At 61.5% G+C, this 21,933-nt stretch carries 16 protein-coding genes and 1 tRNA gene; 14 read left to right on the forward strand and 3 right to left on the reverse strand.

Annotation, left to right across the window (positions count from 1 at the left end; translation table 11 throughout):
• Nucleotides 1-260: 260 nt before the first annotated feature.
• Nucleotides 261-1,784 carry a peptide MFS transporter gene (locus tag BUS06_RS28615; RefSeq protein ID WP_438803560.1) on the forward strand — a complete coding sequence of 508 codons (1,524 nt, stop codon included), beginning with the start codon at nucleotides 261-263 and terminating at the stop codon, nucleotides 1,782-1,784.
• A 128-nt stretch (nucleotides 1,785-1,912) separates the two neighbouring features.
• On the opposite strand, the gene BUS06_RS28620 is transcribed toward BUS06_RS28615, so the two are convergent.
• A complete protein-coding gene (locus tag BUS06_RS28620; protein WP_074267736.1) occupies nucleotides 1,913-2,350 on the reverse strand; it encodes a carboxymuconolactone decarboxylase family protein in 438 nt (145 codons plus the stop codon).
• A 111-nt stretch (nucleotides 2,351-2,461) separates the two neighbouring features.
• On the opposite strand from BUS06_RS28620, the gene BUS06_RS28625 reads away from it, so the two are divergent.
• The 6 genes from BUS06_RS28625 to BUS06_RS28650 all read left to right on the forward strand — a co-directional run bounded on the left by BUS06_RS28625 (nucleotide 2,462) and on the right by BUS06_RS28650 (nucleotide 9,284).
• Nucleotides 2,462-3,934: a MocR-like pyridoxine biosynthesis transcription factor PdxR gene (locus tag BUS06_RS28625; RefSeq protein ID WP_074267737.1), complete on the forward strand. Its 1,473-nt coding sequence runs from the start codon at nucleotides 2,462-2,464 to the stop codon at nucleotides 3,932-3,934.
• Nucleotides 3,935-4,147: 213 nt separating this feature from the next.
• On the forward strand, nucleotides 4,148-4,600 hold the full coding sequence (locus tag BUS06_RS28630) for an HU family DNA-binding protein (protein ID WP_074267738.1): 453 nt from the start codon (nucleotides 4,148-4,150) through the stop codon (nucleotides 4,598-4,600).
• Between the two features lie 397 nt (nucleotides 4,601-4,997).
• A complete protein-coding gene (locus tag BUS06_RS28635; protein ID WP_074269340.1) occupies nucleotides 4,998-6,407 on the forward strand; it encodes a circularly permuted type 2 ATP-grasp protein in 1,410 nt (469 codons plus the stop codon).
• A gap of 163 nt (nucleotides 6,408-6,570) precedes the next feature.
• A complete protein-coding gene (locus BUS06_RS28640; RefSeq protein WP_074267739.1) occupies nucleotides 6,571-7,521 on the forward strand; it encodes an alpha-E domain-containing protein in 951 nt (316 codons plus the stop codon).
• A gap of 13 nt (nucleotides 7,522-7,534) precedes the next feature.
• Entirely contained in the window at nucleotides 7,535-8,332 is a 798-nt protein-coding gene (locus BUS06_RS28645) for a transglutaminase family protein (RefSeq protein ID WP_074267740.1), read from the forward strand.
• A gap of 73 nt (nucleotides 8,333-8,405) precedes the next feature.
• On the forward strand, nucleotides 8,406-9,284 hold the full coding sequence (locus tag BUS06_RS28650) for a proteasome-type protease (protein ID WP_074267741.1): 879 nt from the start codon (nucleotides 8,406-8,408) through the stop codon (nucleotides 9,282-9,284).
• 138 nt (nucleotides 9,285-9,422) lie between these two features.
• Here BUS06_RS28650 and BUS06_RS28655 read toward each other — a convergent pair whose 3' ends face one another.
• Together BUS06_RS28655 and BUS06_RS28660 are read right to left on the reverse strand one after the other, a co-directional pair.
• A complete protein-coding gene (locus tag BUS06_RS28655) occupies nucleotides 9,423-10,568 on the reverse strand; it encodes a porin (protein WP_074267742.1) in 1,146 nt (381 codons plus the stop codon).
• Nucleotides 10,569-10,951: 383 nt separating this feature from the next.
• On the reverse strand, nucleotides 10,952-12,325 hold the full coding sequence (locus BUS06_RS28660) for a YhjD/YihY/BrkB family envelope integrity protein (protein WP_074267743.1): 1,374 nt from the start codon (nucleotides 12,323-12,325) through the stop codon (nucleotides 10,952-10,954).
• A gap of 220 nt (nucleotides 12,326-12,545) precedes the next feature.
• Here BUS06_RS28660 and fdnG point away from each other — a divergent pair, with 220 nt between their 5' ends.
• The 7 genes from fdnG (at nucleotide 12,546) to BUS06_RS28700 (ending at nucleotide 21,783) form a co-directional block, all read left to right on the forward strand.
• On the forward strand, nucleotides 12,546-15,617 hold the full coding sequence (gene fdnG, locus BUS06_RS28670) for a formate dehydrogenase-N subunit alpha (RefSeq protein WP_143787671.1): 3,072 nt from the start codon (nucleotides 12,546-12,548) through the stop codon (nucleotides 15,615-15,617).
• 15 nt (nucleotides 15,618-15,632) lie between these two features.
• Complete coding sequence (gene fdxH, locus BUS06_RS28675; RefSeq protein WP_074267746.1) at nucleotides 15,633-16,568, forward strand: formate dehydrogenase subunit beta; 936 nt, start codon at nucleotides 15,633-15,635, stop codon at nucleotides 16,566-16,568.
• A complete protein-coding gene (locus BUS06_RS28680; protein WP_074267747.1) occupies nucleotides 16,555-17,181 on the forward strand; it encodes a formate dehydrogenase subunit gamma in 627 nt (208 codons plus the stop codon). Before fdxH ends, BUS06_RS28680 begins: the two co-directional genes overlap by 14 nt.
• 76 nt (nucleotides 17,182-17,257) lie before the next feature.
• Nucleotides 17,258-18,190 (forward strand): formate dehydrogenase accessory protein FdhE, encoded by a 933-nt coding sequence (gene fdhE / locus BUS06_RS28685; RefSeq protein WP_074267748.1) that lies wholly within the window; start codon nucleotides 17,258-17,260, stop codon nucleotides 18,188-18,190.
• A gap of 16 nt (nucleotides 18,191-18,206) precedes the next feature.
• Entirely contained in the window at nucleotides 18,207-19,724 is a 1,518-nt protein-coding gene (gene selA / locus BUS06_RS28690) for an L-seryl-tRNA(Sec) selenium transferase (RefSeq protein WP_074267749.1), read from the forward strand.
• Nucleotides 19,721-21,643: a selenocysteine-specific translation elongation factor gene (selB, locus tag BUS06_RS28695; RefSeq protein WP_074267750.1), complete on the forward strand. Its 1,923-nt coding sequence runs from the start codon at nucleotides 19,721-19,723 to the stop codon at nucleotides 21,641-21,643. Before selA ends, selB begins: the two co-directional genes overlap by 4 nt.
• 47 nt (nucleotides 21,644-21,690) lie before the next feature.
• Nucleotides 21,691-21,783: transfer RNA gene (locus BUS06_RS28700), tRNA-Sec, on the forward strand.
• Nucleotides 21,784-21,933 lie beyond the last annotated feature (150 nt).

A 21,933-nucleotide genomic window follows, 5' to 3' on the forward strand; every position in this document is an offset into this window, starting at 1 on the left:
ACGCGATGCGTTTGGAGTAATGGATGATATCGCGCGGCAGGCATGGGAAAAATGTTCGATTGCCCTTACGTGGTGTTACCTGCATCAGTGAATTCCCTGAGTGACGCGGAGGTTGGCACTCAGGAGAATCGCGAGCGCTCGCGAAGCGGCATAAGCTTTCGGTTCGCTTGCTCCTTGAAATCCCGCGCACGGCGATCCTGGGCGCGGACATACGGGCGGCGCGCTCACCGAAGCGCGCCGTTGCCAAGAACACGAGATTAATGATGAATTCAACCGTATCCCAGACTCGATCGTTTTCGACCGTCTTCCTGATCGAGCTGTGGGAGCGTTTCGGCTACTACGGAATGGCCGCGCTGTTGGTCCTGTTCATGATCGACAAGCTCGGCTTCACCGACAGTCATGCCACGCTCACCTGGGGCGCGTTTACGGCGCTCGTGTATGCCGCGCCGTCGGTAGGCGGTTGGATCGGCGACAAGATCCTCGGCGCCCGCCGCACGATGGTGTTCGGCGCACTGGTGCTGTGCTGCGGGTATCTGATGCTGGCGATGCCGAATGATCAGCTCGGCTACATGTATGGCTCGCTTGGCGTGATCGTCGTGGGCAATGGCCTCTTCAAGGCCAATGCGGCGAATCTGGTGCGCCGCATCTATGAAGGCGACGACGCGCGTATCGACAGCGCGTTCACGATCTACTACATGGCCGTCAACATCGGCTCGACGGTGTCGATGCTCGCCACGCCGTGGATCAAGGACCATTGGGGGTGGCATGCAGCCTTCGCCGTGTGCTGCGGCGGCATGCTGCTCGCCGTGGTGAATTACTTCATCATGTTCCGCACGCTGGCGCATGTGGGTTCTGCACCGGACTCCGAACCGATCCGCTGGGATCGCGTGGGCATGGTGGTAATCGGTGGCGCCGCGCTCGGCCTCGCAACCATGTTCGTGCTGCAGCATAAGGCGATTGCCGTGGCCTGCGTTTACACGGCAGGTGTCGCGATTCTGGCGATCTTCGGCTACATGCTCGCGAAATGCGAACAGTCGGAACGCGCCGGTCTGATTGCTGCGCTGGTTCTCACACTGCAGGCGATCCTGTTTTTCGTGTTCTATCAGCAGATGTCCACGTCGCTTACGCTGTTTGCGGTTCGCAATGTCGATCCGCATTTCTACGTGCTCGGCACTTCGCTCTTCACCTGGAGCGCGGCGCAGTTCCAGGCGCTCAATCCGATCTGGATCATGCTGCTGAGCCCGATTCTCGCGGTGATGTACACGCGGGCGGCGAAGAGCGGCAACGATGTGTCGGTGGCGGTGAAGTATGCGATTGGCTTCGCGGTCGTCGCAGCGGGCTTCTTTGTCTACGCAGTGAGCGGTCGTTATGCGGTGGACGGCCGGGTGTCGTCGTGGTTCATGGTGGGTGGCTACGGCCTGTATTCGCTCGGCGAACTGCTGGTGAGCGGCTTGGGTCTCGCGATGATCGCGCGCTACGTGCCGGCGCGTATGAGCGGCTTTCTGATGGGCGCGTACTTCGTGGCGAGCGGTGTGTCGCAATACCTCGGCAGCGTGGTGGCGAACTTCGCGCAGATGCCTTCCGGCGATCTCGATCCGCTGCAGTCGCTGCCGCTCTATACGAAACTTTTTATGGGCCTCGGCTGGCTCGCGGCGCTCGGTGCGCTGGTGGCCGTTCTGCTGTTGCCGCTGATGAACCGCCTGTCGCGCGAGCATCATCGCAGTTCGAACGAAGCGCGCGAGACCGCGCAGGCTGAAGGGCAACTGTCTGCCGCAGCGAAGTAAATATCAGACGGGAACGGATGCCGTTTCCCGCTCGATAAACGGAACAGGGCGTGCCTTTGCGGCGCGCCCTGTTCCGTTTACGGCCTTGTTTTATGGCCGCTTCCTGTCACTGCGCTGTGCGGCTTCATTCATTCCGGAATCTTGCGAAAGCCGACCGAGATCCGGTTCCAACCGTTGATCGCGACCACCAGCATCGTCAGGTCGGCCAGTTCCTGATCGGTGAAATGCGGTCTTACCGCGTCCCACACTGCATCCGGCACATGAGTCTGGGCAACCAGCGTGAGCGCTTCCGTCCATTCGAGCGCTGCGCGTTCGCGTGCGCTGAAGAATGGCGCTTCGCGCCAGACAACGATGGACGCCAGACGCCGCTCCGTTTCGCCGCCTTTGCGCGCATCGGTAGTATGCATGTCGACACAGAACGCGCAGCCGTTGATCTGCGAGGCGCGCAGTCGCACGAGTTCCATCAGCGGCTTCTCGAGACCGCATTCGCTGACGGCCTTTTCAAGCGCCATCATGGCGCGGGTGCCGGTGGGGCTCGCTTTGTAGAAGTCGAGACGGGATTGCATGATTTGCTCCTGATTGAAAATGTCCGCAAGACGGGACCACGAACGTCAGCTTAGGCCTTAGATTGGTCGTATAAAATAGCCATTTATCGACTATTTCAGGTAGCCACTTCGATGGACATCCACATCGTAGTCGTTGGACGCCGCGACCTGGCGGGCCAGATCTACCGGCAATTGCGCGCGGGCATCGTCGAAGGACGTTTGGCGGGCGGCACGCGTTTGCCTTCCACGCGCGATCTCGCGGTGCAACTCGGCGTATCGCGCAAGACGACGCTTGATGTGTTCGAGCGGCTGCTTGCCGAGGGCTATCTGAGCGCGCGCACAGGGGCAGGAACGTTCGTTGCCGAAGGTCTGCAGCGGCTACCCGTGCAACATGCGGGCTACGTTCGGACAGTTGAACCGGCGCGTGCGCAGACGAAAGCCCGTTCTAAAGCGCGCGCACAGCCGCTTTGGGAACACATGCCTGCCGGCTTGTCGTTGCCGGCATCGAAGCTCGTGTTGGAGCACGAATTCATCGGCGGCATGACGGACAAATCGCTGTTCCCGTTCGACGTCTGGCGCCGCTGCATCAATCAGGCTGTGCAAGTGCAGTCGCGCAGTCCAGGTATTTATCGCGACGCCGCCGGGGAGCCGGAGTTGCGTCTCGCGATTTCGCGCTATCTCGGGTTTAACCGCGCGGTCGTGTGCAACGCGGATGAGGTACTCGTCACGCAAGGCGCGCAGCACGCGCTCGACCTGATGGCGCGTGTCATGCTGCGTCCGGGTGACGTGGCGGCGCTCGAAGATCCCGGCTATCCGCCCGCGCGTGCCTGCTTCGCGGCGGCCGGGGCGAAGGTCGTTGCCGTGCCGGTGGATGCGGACGGCCTGATGGTTCACAAACTTCCGGACAATGCGCGGCTCGTCTATGTCACGCCTTCGCACCAGTTTCCGCTCGGCATGCCGATGAGTCTCGAGCGTCGCGTTGCGTTGCTGGAATGGGCGCAAAAGCGCGGCGCAGTGATCATCGAGGACGACTACGACAGCGAATATCGCTTCGAAGGCCGGCCTATGGAGCCGTTGAAAAGTCTCGATCGCGCCGGACTGGTCGCTTATATCGGCACGTTTTCGAAAACGATCTTCCCGGAGCTGCGAGTCGGCTACGTGGTGCCGCCCGCTCCATTGCTCAGGCCGCTTTGCACGGCGCGGCAGGTTGCCGACCTGCACGGCTGCACGCTGACCCAGACCGCGCTTGCGGCTTTCATGCTGGATGGTGAGTTCGCCAAGCATTTGCGGCGCATGCACAAGATCTATGCGGCGCGTCGCGTGTGTCTGCTCGAGCATCTGCAAGGCGGCCTCGAACCATGGTTTGACGCCGTGGTGCCGACCGCCGGCATCCATCTCGCCGCGCGCCTCAAAGGGACGATTACCGAGGAAAAGGTGATCGCAGCGGCGCGCGCGGCGTCGATCGGGCTCTACGGAATCGCTCGATTTCATCGTCGAGCGAGGCCGCAGCCTGGTCTGATGTTCGGCTACGGCGGCATCGCGGTTGAACAGATTGATGCTGCGTTAACGGCGCTTGCGAAGCTGATGCCCCGTCTCGCACGCTGAGCGCCAGGGTTCATTTTTCATGCGCCGTTTCACGTTTACCCCCTGAAATACGGGTTAAAAAGTGTTGCGGAGTCGGCGCGACGCAACAAACCGTAACGCTAATACACAAAAGAGTCGCGCAAAACGCCATAGCGCTTGTAGAATCCGGCCTTGAAGCGTGCGCATACCGCGGGCGCTTCTTGCATTCACTGACCAACAACAGGTAGGAGAAACATGCCGACTTCCGCAAAAAAGGTGGCCAAGAAGGCTGCTACGGTACCGACCAAAAAGGTTGCTGCGAAGAAAGTTCCTGCGAAGAAAGTCGTCGCAGCTAAGAAGGTCGCCGTGAAGGCGTCTGGCGGCGCCCCGTCGCCGATCAAGGACACCTTCACGAAGGCCTCGCTGGCTGCACACGTCGCAGAACTGGCTGCTGTTGAGCCGAAGGCTGCCAAGGCTGTGCTGGCCGCGCTCGAAGACACGATCCTCGGCGCAGTCCACAAGAAGGGTGCTGGCGAATTCACGCTGTCGGGTCTTCTGAAGATCGTCGTGCAAGCTGTGCCGGCGAAGAAGAAGCGCTTCGGCAAAGACCCGTTCACGGGCGAAGAGCGTTGGTTCCCGGCCAAGCCGGCTAGCGTGCGCATCAAGGCACGTCCGCTGAAGAAGCTGAAGGACGCAGCAGCAGCGTAATCGTGCAGGACGTCCCGCTCGTTATGGCCGGTTCGATAACAGCGGTTGGCGTCACGCCGAGCTGATGTGCTGAATGTTCAGGCAGTGCAAAATCCCCGCGGGTGCGAATCCGCGGGGATTTTTATTGGCGCTGCGGTTTGTTGCGCAACGCGCACGGGCTGGGCGTATGAGGCCGCCAATACGCCATGGAGATGCGCCCGATGCACCGGAGTAGCGCATTGCGGGGCGCCGCAGTACGATGATGCCGAAGCTGTGCGGGCCGTATGCGCTGTTCGTGTGCATCCTTCTCCGGTTTGTGTGCGGAAAGCCAATGGCATAGCGTTTGCTTTGATGCTTGTTGAACACCCGAATGCGCAGCGCATTCGCCTTCTATCCGACAACAAGAGCGGGGCGTGACATGCGATGCTATGACGAGATGCGTCATCACGATGAAGTCGTGCGGCCTCATTACGCACGCTTCGAGCGCTGGCTCGTAAAGCAGGGCAATGAGGCAATCGCGCGCAAGCGCGCGGAGGCGGACCTGTTGTTTCGCCGCGTGGGGATCACCTTCGCGGTTAACGGCGACCTGTCCGGCACCGAACGGCTCATCCCGTTCGATCTGATCCCGCGGATCATTCCGCGCGGCGAATGGCAGTCTCTCGAAGCGGGTCTGCGGCAGCGCGTGCAGGCGCTCAATCTGTTTATCCACGACGTCTATCACGACCGCAATATCGTGCGCGCCGGCATCGTTCCCGCTGAGCAGGTCTATACCAATGCGCAGTATCGTCCGGAGATGCAGGGCGTCAATGTGCCGCTCGGCGTGTATGCGCATATTGCCGGCGTCGACGTGGTGCGGGCCGGCGACGACGGTGCTTTCTACGTGCTCGAAGACAATCTGCGAGTGCCGTCCGGTGTGTCCTACATGCTGGAAAACCGCAAGATGATGATGCGGTTGTTTCCGGAACTGTTCGTACAGAACCGCATTGCGCCGGTGGCGCACTATCCTGATCTGCTGCTCGATACGTTGCGTTCGGTCGCGCCGGAAGGCGTCGACGATCCGGTCGTCGTGGTGCTCACGCCGGGCATGTACAACTCGGCGTATTTCGAGCACACGTTCCTGGCTCAGCAGATGGGCGTGGAACTGGTGGAAGGCAAAGATCTGTTTGTCGACGACAACTACGTCTTCATGCGCACCACCCAGGGACCCAAGCGGGTCGACGTGATCTATCGCCGGGTGGACGACGACTTTCTCGATCCGCTTGCGTTCCGTACCGATTCGGCGCTCGGCGTGCCGGGTCTGCTGACCGCTTATCGGGCTGGGCGCGTGGCGCTCGCCAACGCGATGGGCACCGGCATTGCCGACGACAAATCGATCTATCCGTACGTGCCGGAAATGATCGAGTTCTATCTCGGCGAGAAGCCGATTCTCAACAACGTGCCGACGTTCCAGTGCCGCAAGCCGGACGATCTCGCCTATACGCTTGCGCATCTGCCTGAGCTGGTGGTGAAGGAAGTGCACGGCGCAGGCGGCTATGGAATGCTGGTGGGACCGGCTTCGACCACGGCCGAGATCGAAGACTTTCGCAAACGTCTGATCGCGCGCCCGGCCGGCTATATCGCGCAGCCGACGCTCGCGTTGTCCGCGTGTCCGACCTTCGTGGAGGCGGGCATCGCGCCGCGCCATATCGACCTGCGGCCGTTTGTGCTGTCGGGCAAGACCGTGACGATGTGCGCAGGCGGGCTGACCCGTGTGGCGCTGCAGGAAGGGTCGCTGGTGGTCAATTCATCGCAGGGAGGCGGGACCAAGGATACCTGGATGGTCGACTGAAGGGGTCGCGGGTCTCGCCGCCGCCGTCGTAAAGCGGCGGCAGCCACACCCGCTGACAAGGAAAGCCGGCGCGATGCTCGCATCAGATCGTATAAGCGCCGGCGCGAACGGGTAACCAGCGCGGGCCAGGAATGCCCAGCGTCATCAATCATGGAAAGCCGTCATGCTAAGCCGCACTGCCGACCACCTCTTCTGGATGGCCCGTTACATGGAGCGCGCCGAGAATACCGCGCGCATGCTGGATATCAATCTGAAGGCGCTGCTGCTGCCGCAGACGCCGGAGCAGGAGGCCCGCGCACAGCGTTCGGTGCTGCGCATCTCCGAACTCGAGTCGGCCTTCACGCAACGCTACGACGAACCGACGCGCGAAAAGGTGCTGGATTTCATGGTGGCGGACGCTGCCAACCCGTCCAGCATTTATTCGTGCCTGCAGGCCGCGCGTGAAAACGCTCGCGCCGTGCGCGGCACGTTGACCACCGAATGGTGGGAGACGATCAACGACACCTGGCTTCAGTTCACCGAGCGGATCGCGGCGGGGCAGCTCGCCACGAGCCCGGATGGTCTGTTCGAATGGGTCAAGTTCCGCTCGCACCTGTCGCGCGGCGTGACGATCGGCACCGCGCTGCAGGACGATGCGTTCTTCTTCACGCAGCTGGGTACGTATCTGGAGCGGGCCGACAACACCGCGCGGATTCTCGACGTGCGCTTTGCCGACGTGGAGCCGAATTCGCGCGATGCCGCGCGCCAGCTCGAAGATTTCTACTACTGGACTTCGATTCTCAGTTCGGTGTCGGCGCTGGAGATCTATCGCAAGGTGTATCGCGATGTCGTCACGCCGGCGCGCGTGGTCGAGCTGATGATCCTGAACCAGCAGATGCCGCGTTCGCTGCTCGCCTCCGTGGATGGCGTCTGCAACAACCTGGCGATGCTGCGTACCACCGGCTCCAACCAGTGCGAGCGGTTTGCCGGCAAGCTGCGCGCCGAGTTGGTGTACTCCGACATCCGGCAGATTTTCGAAGCCGGCCTGCACGCTTATCTGACGCAATTCCTGGCTCGGGTGTTCGAACTGGGCAATCTCGTTGCGCGTACCTATCTGATGTTGCCAGTGGCCTGACGGAGTTATTTTTATGTACCTGACTATCCGCCACGACACCGCCTATCGCTACGAATCGACGGTTCATTATTCGATCCAGCAGCTGCGTCTCACGCCTTCCAGCGGCGCCTCGCAGACGGTGCGGCGCTGGAGTATCGACGCCCCCGGCAAACTCGATTCCACCTTCGACGCCTATGGCAACGTGCTGCATACGCTGGTGCTGAACAAGCCGCATAGCGAGATCCGCCTGCATGTTTCGGGGGAGGTCGACACGATTGCGCTGGTCGACGGCCAGCTGCGCGATGCGGTTGGCCCCATTCCGCTCGAGCACTACACCTGCGCCACGCGGCTGACCGAAGCCGACGGGGCAGTGCGCGAACTGGCGCAGTCGGTGGCAGTGCTCGATTCGCCGCGCGGCCTGATCAAGCTGGCCGAGGAGATCGCACAGCGTGTGAAATACCGGCCCGGCACCACGGAAGTGACCAGTACGGCCTCCGAGGCGCTCGCGCTCGGCAACGGCGTGTGTCAGGACCATGCGCACCTGATGCTGGCCTGCTGTCGGTTGCGCGGCATCCCGGCGCGTTACGTGAGTGGCTATATCGAGCCGGGCGACGTGCCGAATGGCGCGAGCCACGCCTGGGTTGACGTCTGGCTCGGCACTGGATGGATTTCAGTCGACGTAACAAACGCGGCGTTTGCAAGCGAAATCTACTGCCGGCTGGCAGCGGCGCGCGATTACGAAGCGGCCGCGCCGATCCGCGGACGGCGCATCGGCGGACTCGAGGAAAAGCTGAACGTCTCGGTGACGGTTAGTGCACAGTTACCACAGTAAGGTGGATCGCACCAAAGGCTGCGGCGGCGTCGCATTACAATAGCGGCGTCTGCTGGTCTTCTGGATATTTTCTATGACTTACTGTGTGGCGATGTGCGTGGACGACGGACTCATCTTTTTGTCCGATACTCGCACCAACGCCGGCGTCGATCACATCAGCACCGCGCGCAAGATGACGGTGTTCGAGCAGCCCGGCGAGCGTGTGCTGGTGCTGCTGGGCGCCGGCAACCTGTCGCTGACCCAGGCGGTGTTGCAGGAGCTGAGCGAGCCATCCGACCCCGAGCGCCCTACGCTGTGGAGCGCGCCGACCATGGCGGACGCGGCACGCGTCATCGGCCAGGCAGTGCGCGACGTGCATCAGCGTGAAGCCCAGGCGCTGCAGGAATTCGGCGTCGACTTCAATTGCAGCTTTATTCTGGGTGGCCAGATTGCCGCCAGCGGCAAGGCGCGTGCGAGCCGGCCGCATCTGTTCATGATTTACGCCGCGGGCAACTTCATCGAATCGTCGGCGGTGAACCCCTATTTCCAGATTGGCGAGTCGAAATACGGCAAGCCGATCATCGACCGCGTGCTGACCCCGACCACCCCGCTCGACGAGGCCGCCAAGTGCGCGCTGATCTCGATGGACTCGACGCTACGCTCGAATCTGTCCGTGGGCCTGCCGCTCGATCTGCTGGTGTACGAAAAGGACGCGCTGCGCGTGACGCGCTTCGTCTCGGTCGATCATGACAACACGTACTTTGAAATGATCCACCGCACGTGGGGCGAGCGCCTGCGTCAGGTGTTCTCCGAGATTCCCGATCCCGACTGGCAGGCGTCGGCCAACGTGCCGACGCAGCGCCCCGAGCGCGCCCTGGTGATGCATCGCGCGCCGGTAGGTGGCGACGAGGCGGTCGAAGCGAAGCCTGCTCAGACGCTGGCGCAGGCCGAGAAGCACAAGGCGCAACGCTAGTAGACCCGTAGAACGGGTGCGCGGCGCTTGCCAAAGGTCGCGCAAACAATTCCCGCAGCAATGAAAAAAGCCAGCCACCGGCTTATCGCCTGTGGCTGGCTTTTGACAGCGTCCTGCTTCAGCTGTCCGTCAAGTCGATTAGAACTTGTGACGGATACCGAGGCTGACGATTGCTTGCGAGTTCGAAGCCGAGAATTCGTCGTAGTCAGCAACCGATGCCACTGCGCCCGTGCCCGTTGCGCGTTGATAGGCGCCAACCAGGTAGAGGTCCGTGCGCTTCGACAGGTTGTAGTCGCCGCCCAGCGAGATCTGGTTGTACGATGCCGAGTCGCCGTTGCCCGAACCGTGCGTGAACGTGTAGCCCAGACCCAGCAATGCTGCCGGCGTCAGTTGGTAGTTCACGAAACCTGCGCCGACGTTGTAACGTTCCGTCGAGGTGAACGCCGAGAACGCGTCCGCCTTGTACTGGGCGTTGCTGTAACGCAGACCAGCCGTAACCGGTCCGATGACGTACTGTGCGCCGATCGAAGCGATACCGATCGACTTCGCCGTCACGTACGGCGTGTTGATCGAGTTGAACGTGCCGTCCGACGTACCAGCCCAGCCGCCGTTGCGACCTGCCAGCGTGTCGGCGTTATCCATGCGGATGTAGCCGGCTGCAACGCTGAACGGACCGTTTGCGTACGTAGCTGCGCCCGACCAGGTTTGACCCGAGCCAGTCGAACCTGCGACGCCGCCGAATGCGTACATCGCTTCGAACTGGAAGCCAGCGTACGTTTGCGACGTGTACTTGATTGCGTTGTTCGTACGCGAGCTGTTGTCGTTGTTGTCAACGTCGCTCGGCGTCGTGAACGTGGAGCCCCAGTAGTTGTCAGCCGTGACTGCCTGGACCAGGTCGACGACCGGGTCATACTGGCGGCCGATCGTGACCGTACCGAACTGGTCGCTCGACAGGCCAACAAATGCCTGACGGCCGAACAGCTTGCTCGAGCCGTTGTACGAACCCATGGCGCCGCTGTTCGGGCTGAAACCGTTTTCCAACTGGAACACAGCCTTCAGGCCACCGCCCAGATCTTCCGTACCCTTCAGGCCCCAGCGGTTGCCCTGCAGGTTGCCGGCGGCGAGGCCGACGGAACTCTTGTTGCTGCCCGAAACGTTAACGTTATTAACGTACTGGATCGAATCGTCGAGCACGCCGTACAGGGTCACGCTGCTTTGAGCATGAGCGGCGCCTGCTGCGCCCAAGAGTGCCAGCGAGAGGCTAGACAGTGCGAACTTTTTCATCCATTTCTCCACGCGATGATTGGTTTAGTTGTTGCGGGATGGAGAATAGCGCAGGCCGTCTGAAGGGTAATACTGAAAAAAAATGAGTGTCTCGTAAACGTGACACCGGCCGAAAACGCTTATATATCAAGGAAAGTGAACATTGTTGCTAATACAGCAACACCGAATGTCGAAATCCGCATTATTGTTGTTTCGTTCATAGTCAGGGCGTTGGCATGTGTCACAGAAGCGTCCGTGGCGGGACGGATGTAACTTTTTGTATCTCTGGGTGGGGTGACGCGAGATCGTCAAATTCCATTGAAATCAACGCTGGATTGATTTGCGTGCTAGACAGTTGCGCCCGAATGTGAGTGTTCTCCCTGGTATGGGACGCGAAAAAGGTCTCAGCCGGCGTTATCGTCGCGGCGGCGGCCGGTCACCGCGGTCACGAGGAACCCGGCGCCGGCGGCCAGCAGTATCGATCTCCACGGATACCGTTTGACATAGCGGTCCGCCGCCGCAGCTTTGCGCCCAGCCTCCAGCAGAGTCGAGGCGGCAGCGCGAGTTGCCTGGCCCTCCGCCCGAAAGACTTTGCGCCCAATGCTGGCGGCCGCGCGGACGTCCATGGCCCGCGGGGCTGGAGATTGCTGACCGCGTTGACTCCGCTGAATCTGCTGCGCCTGTGTTTCCGGCTCGCTTGCCGCGGAGCCTGCCGGAGCCCCATTAGCAGCGGTGCTCTGCGCGTCCGAACTGTCTGGCCGTTCTGTCGGCGCCATCGCCTGCGCGAGCGTGGCGGCGGGCGAGAGACCTGCGGTACGTCCGGACATCGTCGAAGCGGCGAACACCGAGGCCATCTTCGCGCGGCTGCCCGGCGGGGCCTGGTCCAGTTGCCCCCATGCGCCACGCGGATCGTGCAGACGTCCGCGCGCCGCCGAGAACTCCGCGCCGAGCAGCAGCACGGCGGCCGAGAAGTACAGCCACATCAACAGCACCGCCAGCGAACCCGCCGCGCCGAACGAATTGGCCATGCCCGCATGGGCCAGATAGAGAGCGAAGAGTTTCTTGCCTGCCGAGAACAGCACGGCTGCCACCGCACCGCCCACAAGGGCGTCGCGCCAGCGGACCACGGCGTCGGGCAGGAATTTCAGCAGGGCGGCGAAGGCGAAGGCCAGCACCAGCAGGCCGACTGCCAACTGCATCAGGTTGCCGATTACGACGTAGGGCGAGTTGCCCCACAGCCACTGACCGATAAACGTAATGGCTGTATCGAGCACCAGCGAGACGATCAACAGAAACGCCACGCCGAGCACGAGTCCAAACGAAATGAGCCGGACCCGCACCAACGCGATGACGCTCGACGAGCGCGGTCCCGAGAGCGGCCAGACGATGTTGAGCGCGCTATTGAGCGACGAGAACGTGGCCGACGCGCCGATCGCGAGGAGCGCGAACGAAATGATCGCCGCGATCCCACCTGCGCTACCCGCGTGGCGGGCATTCTGGACAATTGTTTGCACGCCGGTGGCGGCTTCGTCGCCGAGCAGCCCATGGATATGAGCGAACAGTTCGCCGCGCACGGCCTGGGCGCCGAAGAACCATCCTGCCACGGCGATCACCATGACAAGCGTGGGCGCCAGCGAGAACGCGGCATAAAACGCAATGGCTGCCGCCATCGCAGCACAGCGGTCTTCAGCGAACTGCCTGAACGCACCGATTGCCCATGAGGCTTGCTGGCGCGCTGCGCTTTGCAATTTGTCGGCGGATAGCGTGTCGATGTCCATACGGCCTCTTGACGGGATCGTGGCGCCGGAAGTTGCTCACGTGCAGATGCGGCACGGCGGGTATGACCTTACGTATTGCAAGCACTATGCCTGTCACTATAACAAGGACGATCCCGCGGCAGGGTATGGCCGGCTGGGGTCATGCACAGTCACACGTACACATATAAGTAAACGTCTTATACTTTTTACTACCCACACAACATCCATGCCGAGGGCGACCATGCTGCAAATGTCCCGGCGTCAGTTCCTGAAGGTGACGGCATCCACGCTGGCCGGATCGAGCTTGGCCCTGATGGGCTTCTCCCCGGACCCCGCGCTCGCCGAAGTCCGTCAGTACAAACTGTCGCGCACCACTGAAACCCGGAACACCTGCCCGTATTGCTCGGTGGGCTGCGGGATCCTCATGTATGGCCTCGGTGACGGCGCGAAGAACGCCACGGCCAGCATCATCCATATAGAAGGCGACCCGGATCATCCCGTCAATCGCGGCACGCTGTGTCCGAAGGGCGCGAGCCTGATCGACTTCATCCATAGCCCGAGCCGCCTGCTGTATCCCGAGTACCGGGCGGCCGGCTCCGATCAGTGGCAGCGCATTTCGTGGGATGACGCGCTCGACCGCATCGCGAAACTGATGAAGGCCGACCGCGACGCCAACTTCGTCGAAACCACCGAGGATGGCAAGAAGGTCAACCGCTGGCTGACCACGGGGATGCTCGCTGCATCGGCCGCAAGCAACGAAGTAGGGTATCTGACGCACAAGGCCGTGCGCAGCATGGGGATGTTGGCGTTCGACAACCAGGCGCGTGTCTGACACGGCCCGACGGTGGCAGGTCTTGCCCCGACGTTTGGCCGTGGAGCGATGACGAACCATTGGGTCGACATCAAGAACGCGGACGTGATCCTGGTGATGGGCGGCAATGCGGCCGAGGCGCACCCGTGTGGCTTCAAGTGGGTAGCGGAAGCCAAGGCGAACCGCAAGGCACGCCTGATCGTGGTCGACCCTCGCTTTACGCGAACCGCATCGGTGGCGGACTATTACGCGCCGATTCGTACCGGCACGGACATTGTGTTCCTTGGTGGGGTGATCAACTATCTGCTGACACACGACAAGATCCAGCACGAGTACGTAAAGAATTACACGGACTTTGCGTTCATCGTGCGCCAGGATTTTGCCTTCAAAGACGGCATCTATTCCGGCTACGACGCCGACAAGCACGCGTATCCGGACAAGGATTCGTGGGATTACGAGCGTGGCGACGACGGCTTTGTGAAGGTCGACATGACGCTGCAGGATCCGCGCTGCGTCTATAACCTGCTCAAACAGCATTACTCGCGCTACACGCCCGAGATGGTCGAAAAGACCTGTGGCACACCGAAGGAAAAATTCCTGAAGGTCTGCGAAATGCTTTCCACGACGGCCGTGCCCGGGCGTGCGGGGACGATCCTGTATGCGCTTGGCTGGACCCATCACTCTGTCGGTGCGCAGATGATCCGCACCGGCGCGATGGTGCAACTGCTGCTCGGCAATATCGGCATCGCCGGCGGCGGCATGAACGCGCTGCGCGGTCACTCGAACATCCAGGGGTTGACGGACCTTGGGTTGATGTCGAACATGCTGCCGGGCTATATGACGCTGCCGACGGAAGGCGAGCAGAACTACGCCGACTACATCAAGAAGCGCGCTACGCAGCAGTTACGGCCCAATCAGCTTAGCTACTGGAAGAACTACGGCGCGTTTTTTGTGAGCTTCATGAAGTCGTGGTGGGGCGACGCGGCTACAGCCGATAACAACTGGGGCTACGACTATCTGCCCAAGCTCGACAAGCTATACGACTTGCTGCAAGCCATCGAACTGATGGATCAGGGCAAGATGAACGGCTATATCGCGCAAGGCTTCAATGTGCTCGCATCCTCGCCGAACAAGGCCAAAACCGCTTCCGCGCTGGGCAAGCTGAAATGGCTGGTGGTGATGGACCCGCTCGCCATCGAAACCGCCGAGTTCTGGAAGAATTATGGCGACTACAACGACGTCGACGCGTCGAAGATCCAGACCGAAGTCTTCCGCTTGCCGACAACACTGTTCGCGGAGGAACGCGGTTCGCTGGTGAGTTCGAGCCGTGTTCTGCAGTGGCACTGGAAGGGCGTGGAGGGTCCAGGCGAATCGAAGAGCGATCTGGAGATCATGTCGGGGATTTTCCTGCGCATGCGCAAGGCGTATCAGGAGCAGGGTGGCAAATTCCCGGATCCAATCGTCAAGCTCGCATGGCCGTACGCGAACCCGGAAAGCCCGACGCCGGAAGAGCTGGCGATGGAGTACAGCGGTCGCGCGGTCACCGATCTGACCGACGCGAAGGACCCGACCAAGGTGCTGGTGAAGAAGGGCGAGCAACTATCGGGCTTTGCGCAATTGAAGGACGACGGTTCGACCGCAAGCGGCTGCTGGATTTTTTGCGGCTCATGGACCCAGGCCGGCAACCAGATGGGGCGGCGCGACAACGACGACCCGACCGGTATCGGCCAGACCCTCAACTGGGCGTGGGCGTGGCCGGTGAACCGGCGGATTCTCTACAACCGGGCATCGTGCGATCTGAACGGCAAGCCGTTCGACCCCACCCGCAAGCTGATTGGCTGGAACGGTTCCGCATGGACCGGGGCGGACATCCCCGACTTCAAGGTGGACGAGCCCCCGGAAAACGGCATGGGACCGTTCATCATGAACCCTGAAGGCGTAGCGCGTTTCTTCGCGCGCGACGCGATGAACGAAGGACCGTTCCCCGAGCACTACGAGCCGTTTGAAACGCCGCTTGGCTATAACCCGCTGCATCCGCAGAACGCGCAGGCCACTAACAACCCGGCCGCGCGCGTGTTCCCGGAGGACCGGGCGGCCTTCGGCAAGGCAGCGGACTTCCCGCATACGGCGACCACCTATCGGCTGACCGAGCATTTCCATTTCTGGACCAAGCATGCGCGGCTGAATTCGATCATTCAGCCGCAGCAGTTCGTCGAAATTGGCGAAGACCTGGCGAAAGAGGTGGGCGTGGTGGCGGGCGACCGCGTGAAAGTATCGTCGAATCGCGGCTATCTGATTGCCGTAGCGGTGGTGACCAAGCGGATCAAGCCGCTGATGATCGACGGCAAGAAGGTGCAGACCGTTGGCGTCCCGCTGCATTGGGGCTTCAAGGGGCAGACGAAGCCGGGGTACATCACCAACACGTTGACGCCGGTGGTAGGCGACGCGAATTCGCAGACACCGGAATTCAAGTCGTTCCTCGTGAAGGTCGAGAAGGCATAGGGGGCAAGATAAAAAATGGCACTGCAATCATTGGATATCAAGCGCCTGTCCGCCACCACGACTCCTCCCCCGGGGGTACGGGAGCCGGTGACCGGCACCGTGGCGAAGCTGATCGACGTTAGCAAATGCATTGGCTGCAAGGCGTGTCAGACGGCGTGCATGGAGTGGAACGACCTGCGCGACGAGGTGGGAATCAACCACGGCGTGTACGACAACCCGCTGGATCTCACCGAGCATTCGTGGACGGTGATGCGTTTCTCCGAGTACGAGAATCCGGACGGGAACCTCGAATGGCTGATCCGCAAGGACGGCTGCATGCACTGCGAGGATCCGGGCTGCCTGAAGGCGTGTCCGTCGCCGGGCGCGATTGTGCAGTACACGAACGGCATCGTCGATTTTCATGAGGAGAACTGCATTGGCTGCGGCTATTGCGTGACGGGCTGTCCGTTCAACATTCCGCGCATTTCGAAGACGGACCATCGGGCATACAAATGCACGCTATGTTCCGACCGCGTCGCGGCTGGTCAGGAGCCGGCGTGCGTGAAGACGTGTCCGACCGGTGCGATTGTGTTCGGCACCAAGGAGGACATGAAGCAGCACGCGGCGGAGCGCATCGAAGATCTCAAGGAGCGCGGCTTCGAGCACGCGGGACTGTACGACCCACCGGGCGTGAGCGGGACGCACGTGATGTATGTGCTGCACCACGCGGACCAGCCTTCGCTGTACCACGGCTTGCCGGATCATCCGCGGATCAGTCCGATGGTGCGTTTGTGGAAGGGCATTGCGAAGCCGCTGGCGGTGGCGGGGATTGCTTTGGCGGCGCTGTCCGGCTTCTTCCATTACACGCGGATTGGCCCGAACGAGGTGACGGAAGACGACGAACTGGCGGCGCGGGATGAGGCCAGGCGCATTCGTGGCGAGCGCGAGGAGCAGAACGATGAAGTCAAATGACCCGAATCTGATTGTGCGTTACACGGCGAACGAGCGGACGAATCACTGGATCACGGCGATTTCGTTTGTGATGCTGGCGTTGTCTGGGTTAGCGTTGTTTCATCCGTCGATGTTCTGGCTAACGGCGTTGTTTGGCGGAGGGCAGTGGACGCGGATCCTGCATCCGTTTGTGGGTCTGGTGATGTTTGTGTCGTTCCTGATTCTCGCGGTGCGATTTTGGCATCACAACTATCTGGACCGTGACGATGTACAGTGGTTAAGGCAGATTGATGATGTACTCGCGAATCGCGAGGAGAATTTGCCGGAGATTGGGCGGTATAACGCTGGGCAGAAGCTTTTGTTTTTTACTATGGTGGGGTGTCTGGTGTTACTGCTTTGCAGTGGGGTTGTTATCTGGCGGCGGTATTTTTCAGTTTACTTCCCGGTTGAGGTGATTCGGCTTGCTGCCCTTGTCCATGCTTTTGCCGCGTTTGTTCTCATTGTTGGGATTGTGGTGCATATCTATGCTGCCATCTGGATCAAGGGGTCCGTCGGCGCTATGGTGCGTGGTACCGTCACGCTAGGGTGGGCGAGGAAGCATCATCCTAAGTGGTTTCGGGAGAGTGTTAAATAGGAAGGCCACCAGCCAAGGCAACAGAACACCCCGCCCCAAAGCGTGCGCAGCAAACAAAGAAAGAGCCGCAGTTGATATGCCCCAAAAAATCCTAGACCCATCACAGATAGCATCCCAGGACCCCTCAGCGATCCCGCGCATCCGCCTGCCGGAGCGGGCGACAGTATTTGAAACCCGCGCAGCGAGACTAAAAAACCTCGCCGCTGGCAATCCGATCTCCGCTTACATCAGACTGATGTCAACAGTAGCCGCAGCCCAGCACCTGCAGCTAACAACCATCATCTCAAACCTCCCATCGCGGGAAGCGATCACCCAGGCCCAACACCACTCCATGCCTCTAATCCCGGCCCTCTCGCCGGACCGGGACCCGCAGTGGCGCGCCGTCGTCCACCGCTTGCTGGACAAAGTCGAAGCCGCCGGCGCCATCACCCCCGCACTCGGCAACGTTCTCGACGCCCTGCGTCTAAAGACCCTCGAAGAACTCGATACCCAGGCCGACGCGGTCCTGGCCCATCGCTATAACGAAATCGATCCCGCCTCCGCCCCGTTTATCATGGCGGCCCTCCAGGTGGTCTGGACCGATCTTGCGAGCCGTCTCGATCCGCGCGATATTCCCTATCTCGACACGCCAGGCGTCTGTCCCGTCTGCGGCGCTCTGCCAGTTGCCAGCATCGTGCGCGTCGGCGGTCAGTATCAGGGCTACCGTTATCTGCAATGCGGTCTATGCTCCAGTGAATGGCATGTGGTCCGCACCAAATGCTCGAATTGCGATTCGACCAAAGGGATCGCCTATCATGGCATCGCGGGCGGTAACGAGGCCCTCAAGGCGGAATCCTGCGATGAATGCCATACGTATCGCAAGATCGGCTATCAGGAGAAAGACTTCGAGTTCGAGCCGCTCGCAGACGACCTCGCGAGCCTCACGCTCGATCTGTTGATGAACGAAGCAGGCTATCGGCGCAGTAGCCCCAATCCGTTGCTGTGGCCTGAAGTGCCATCGGATGCCTAAGCAGGAGAAACGTCGCGTGAGCGAAGTGCAGGGAAACCCGTTAAACGCGCTGCTGGCACGTGTGCCCGCCGTGGAGCGAGTCATGTCGTCCTTAGCCGTGCAGCCTTTGCTCGCCGAATACGGCCGCACCCAGGTGCTCGCCGCCGTGCGTGCAGCGCTCGACAGGCTGCGGCAGAATCTGCAGGCCGGCGCCGGGCGTGCCGCCGAGCGGCAGGATGATGGACCCGCCACAGCGTCTGCGATGTCTCACGGCGGTCCGGACGTTCTGCAGGGCGGCATGTCACTTGACGCCGCGTGCAACGAATCTCACGTCGTCAGTCAGGTCGCCATTCTGCTGGCGCAGCGCGCGCAGAACCGTCTGCGCGCCGTTTTCAATCTTACCGGTACGGTGCTGCACACCAATCTCGGCCGTGCGCTGCTGCCCGACGAGGCCGTGCGCGCCGTTGTTGAAGCGCTCACGCGTCCGATGAATCTCGAGTTCGATCTCGCAACCGGCAGCCGGGGCGATCGCGACGATCTGATCGACGACATTATCTGCGAGTTGACCGGCGCTGAAGCGGCCACGGTAGTGAACAACAACGCTGCGGCCGTGCTTTTGACGCTATCGGCGCTTGCGGCGAAGAAGGAAGTGATCGTGTCGCGTGGCGAACTCGTCGAGATTGGCGGTGCGTTCCGTATTCCCGACATCATGTCGCGCGCGGGCGCAAGGCTGCGCGAGGTGGGGGCGACCAACCGCACGCATCTGAAGGACTACGAAGAGGCTATCGGTCCGCGCACTGCGATGCTGATGAAAGTCCATTGCAGCAACTATGCGATCAGCGGCTTTACGAAAAGCGTCGAGCTCGATGAACTCGCGCCCCTTGCACGCCGGCATGGTTTGCCGGTTGCAGTCGATCTGGGCAGCGGCACGCTCGTCGATCTCGCGCAGTGGGGATTGCCGAATGAGCCAACCGTGCGCGAGAACATTGTCGCGGGGGCCGACCTCGTGACGTTCAGTGGCGACAAGCTGCTTGGCGGTCCGCAAGCGGGCCTAATCGTCGGACGTGCCGATCTGATCCACAAGATCAAAAAGCATCCGCTCAAACGTGCGCTGCGTGTGGGCAAGCTCACGCTTGCGGCGCTCGAGCCTGTCCTGCGCCTTTATCAGGCGCCTGAATTTCTGCGTGAACGCCTGACAACGCTGCGTCTGCTGACACGTCCAGCCGCGGAAATGCAGGCGTTTGCCGAGCGCGCGTTACCGCTTTTGCAGCACGCACTCGGGGAGAGTTTTATCGTGAGCGCCGAGCCCATGTTCAGCCAGATCGGTAGTGGCGCGTTGCCCATCGAGCAGCTGCCTAGCTACGGACTGGTGGTGCGCCTTGCAACCGGCAAGCGTAGCGGCCGAGCATTGATGAAACTCGAGAAAGCGCTTCACGCATTGCCGCGACCGGTCATTGGCCGCATTGCCGACGATGCATTGCGGCTCGATCTGCGCTGCCTCGAAGCCGTCGATGAAGCCACGTTCCTCTCGCAGTGCGAGGCGTTGCACGCATGATCGTCGGGACTGCTGGACATATCGATCACGGCAAGACGACGCTGGTGCGCGCGCTGACGGGCGTCGATACGGATAGACTCAAGGAAGAAAAGGCGCGTGGCATCTCGATCGAACTCGGTTATGCCTATACGCCGCTAGAAAACGGCGACGTATTGGGCTTGATCGATGTGCCCGGCCACGAGAAGCTCGTTCACACGATGGCGGCGGGTGCATGCGGCATTGACTTTGCATTGCTGGTGATCGCCGCGGATGACGGCGTGATGCCGCAAACGCGGGAACATCTGGCGATCCTGCAACTGCTCGGTGTATCGCACGGCGCAGTGGCGCTGACGAAGACCGACCGTGTCGACGCGGCGCGTCTTGCGCAAGTGCGTGCAGAAATTGATGTGTGGCTCGCTGCGTCGTCGTTTGCTGGAGCGCCGGTGTTCGAAACCAACGCGACGCAGTCAGACGACGCCGGGGTAGCACAACTCAAAGCCTATCTGCACGAAACCGCGGTCGCATGGCGAGCGCGTCGCGATGACGGGCTATTCCGCTTGGCGATCGATCGGGTGTTCACCTTGACCGGGCAAGGCACGATCGTGACGGGCACCGTTTTCGCCGGACGCGTGACCACCGGCGATACGGTAATGCTCGCGCCGGCCGCGACGACGGTGCGCGTACGCAGCATTCATGCGCAGAATCGCGCAGCGGAGGTGGGCCATGCCGGACAGCGCTGCGCGCTCAATCTCGCCGGTATCGAAAAGGAAGCGATCGCGCGCGGCGACTGGATCGTCGATGCGCGATTGGCCGAGCCGTCGGAACGGCTCGATGTCGAACTGACGCTGTTAGCCGATGCCGGCATTGCATTGCAGCACTGGACGCCGCTGCATGTGCATATCGGCACGACGCATCGGGTCGCGCACGTGGCGTTGCTGGATGGCGATACCTTGCATGCTGGCGAATCGGCGCGAGCGCAACTCGTTTTTGATTTGCCCGTGTGTGCGTTGGCCGGCGATCGCTTTATCGTGCGTAATGCGCAGGCTACCAAGACCGTTGGCGGCGGCCGCGTGCTCGATCCGTTTGGTCCCGCGCGCAAGCGTCGCACTCCTGAACGTCACGCGTGGCTCGATGCGCTGCGAGCATGGATCGACGCGCGCACGATCGAGCCGCTGCTCGAGCAGGCTCCGCACGGCATGCTGCGTTCGACTCTCATGCATGTAACGGGGTTGCCGGCAAACCTGCTGAGCGTGCCGGAGACCGCACTGACTATTCCCTTGCACGGAAAGACCGCGGACGATGCGGTGGTTGTGCAGCGTCGTCATTGGGAGCAGTTGGGCGTGCAGGTCGTGAGTGCATTGGAGCAGTTTCATCTGCGCATGCCCGACGAGCAGGGCCCGGACGCCGCGCGCTTGCGCCGTATCGCGGCGCCGCTGTTGCCGGATGGGTTGTGGCGCGCGCTGGTTGACGCGCTGGAAATGCAAGGGACAGTGGTGAGAAGCGGTGCCAGGCTGCATCTGCCGGAGCATCGTGTCGCGCTCGACGCGAGCGAGGAAGCTTTGGCCGCGAAGCTGTTGCCCTTGATCGCGCAAGGCCGTTTCGATCCGCCCTGGGTGCGCGATCTGGCAAGTGAGATTCATGAGCCGGAAGAGAAGGTGCGGCAACTGTTGCGCAAGCTTTCGCGGCAGGGTGGGGTGTACCAGGTGGTGCGGGATCTTTTCTATCACCCGGACGTGGTGTATGAACTGGCGCGCCTGGTGGGTTCGCTCGCGCAGGAGCACGGCGGTGGGCTGGGCGCGTCCGCATTTCGCGATGCGAGCGGTTTGGGACGCAAGCGCGCGATCCAGATTTTGGAGTTCTTCGATCGCGTTGGATATACTCGTTTCCAGCGCGATCTTCGACTCGTGCGCGGCGACAGTCGTTTGCTCGAGACGCTTTGAGCGTGTCCGTGCCGTCGCCGTGTCCGGTGTATTCATCTTCCCGAGAAGGAAGGCATTCGCATCTGGTGGTGCGGCTGGACTTCAAATCCAGTAGGGGGTGTCAGACACTCCCTGGTCGGTTCGACTCCGGCTGCCTTCCGCCCAGCAAGGCTTCCCGGCTATTCCAACATCTTCCGAAGACGTCCTCCAGGTCGCTGATTTTAAAGCGGTTTGTGGGTAACGACGTACTTGCCGCTTCCGCCAAGGTCCCGCACAATTTCCACAAGAAGTATGGGTAGCGATATGGGTTT

Origin of the sequence: Paraburkholderia phenazinium (assembly GCF_900141745.1) — a bacterium.
Lineage (GTDB): Bacteria > Pseudomonadota > Gammaproteobacteria > Burkholderiales > Burkholderiaceae > Paraburkholderia > Paraburkholderia phenazinium_B.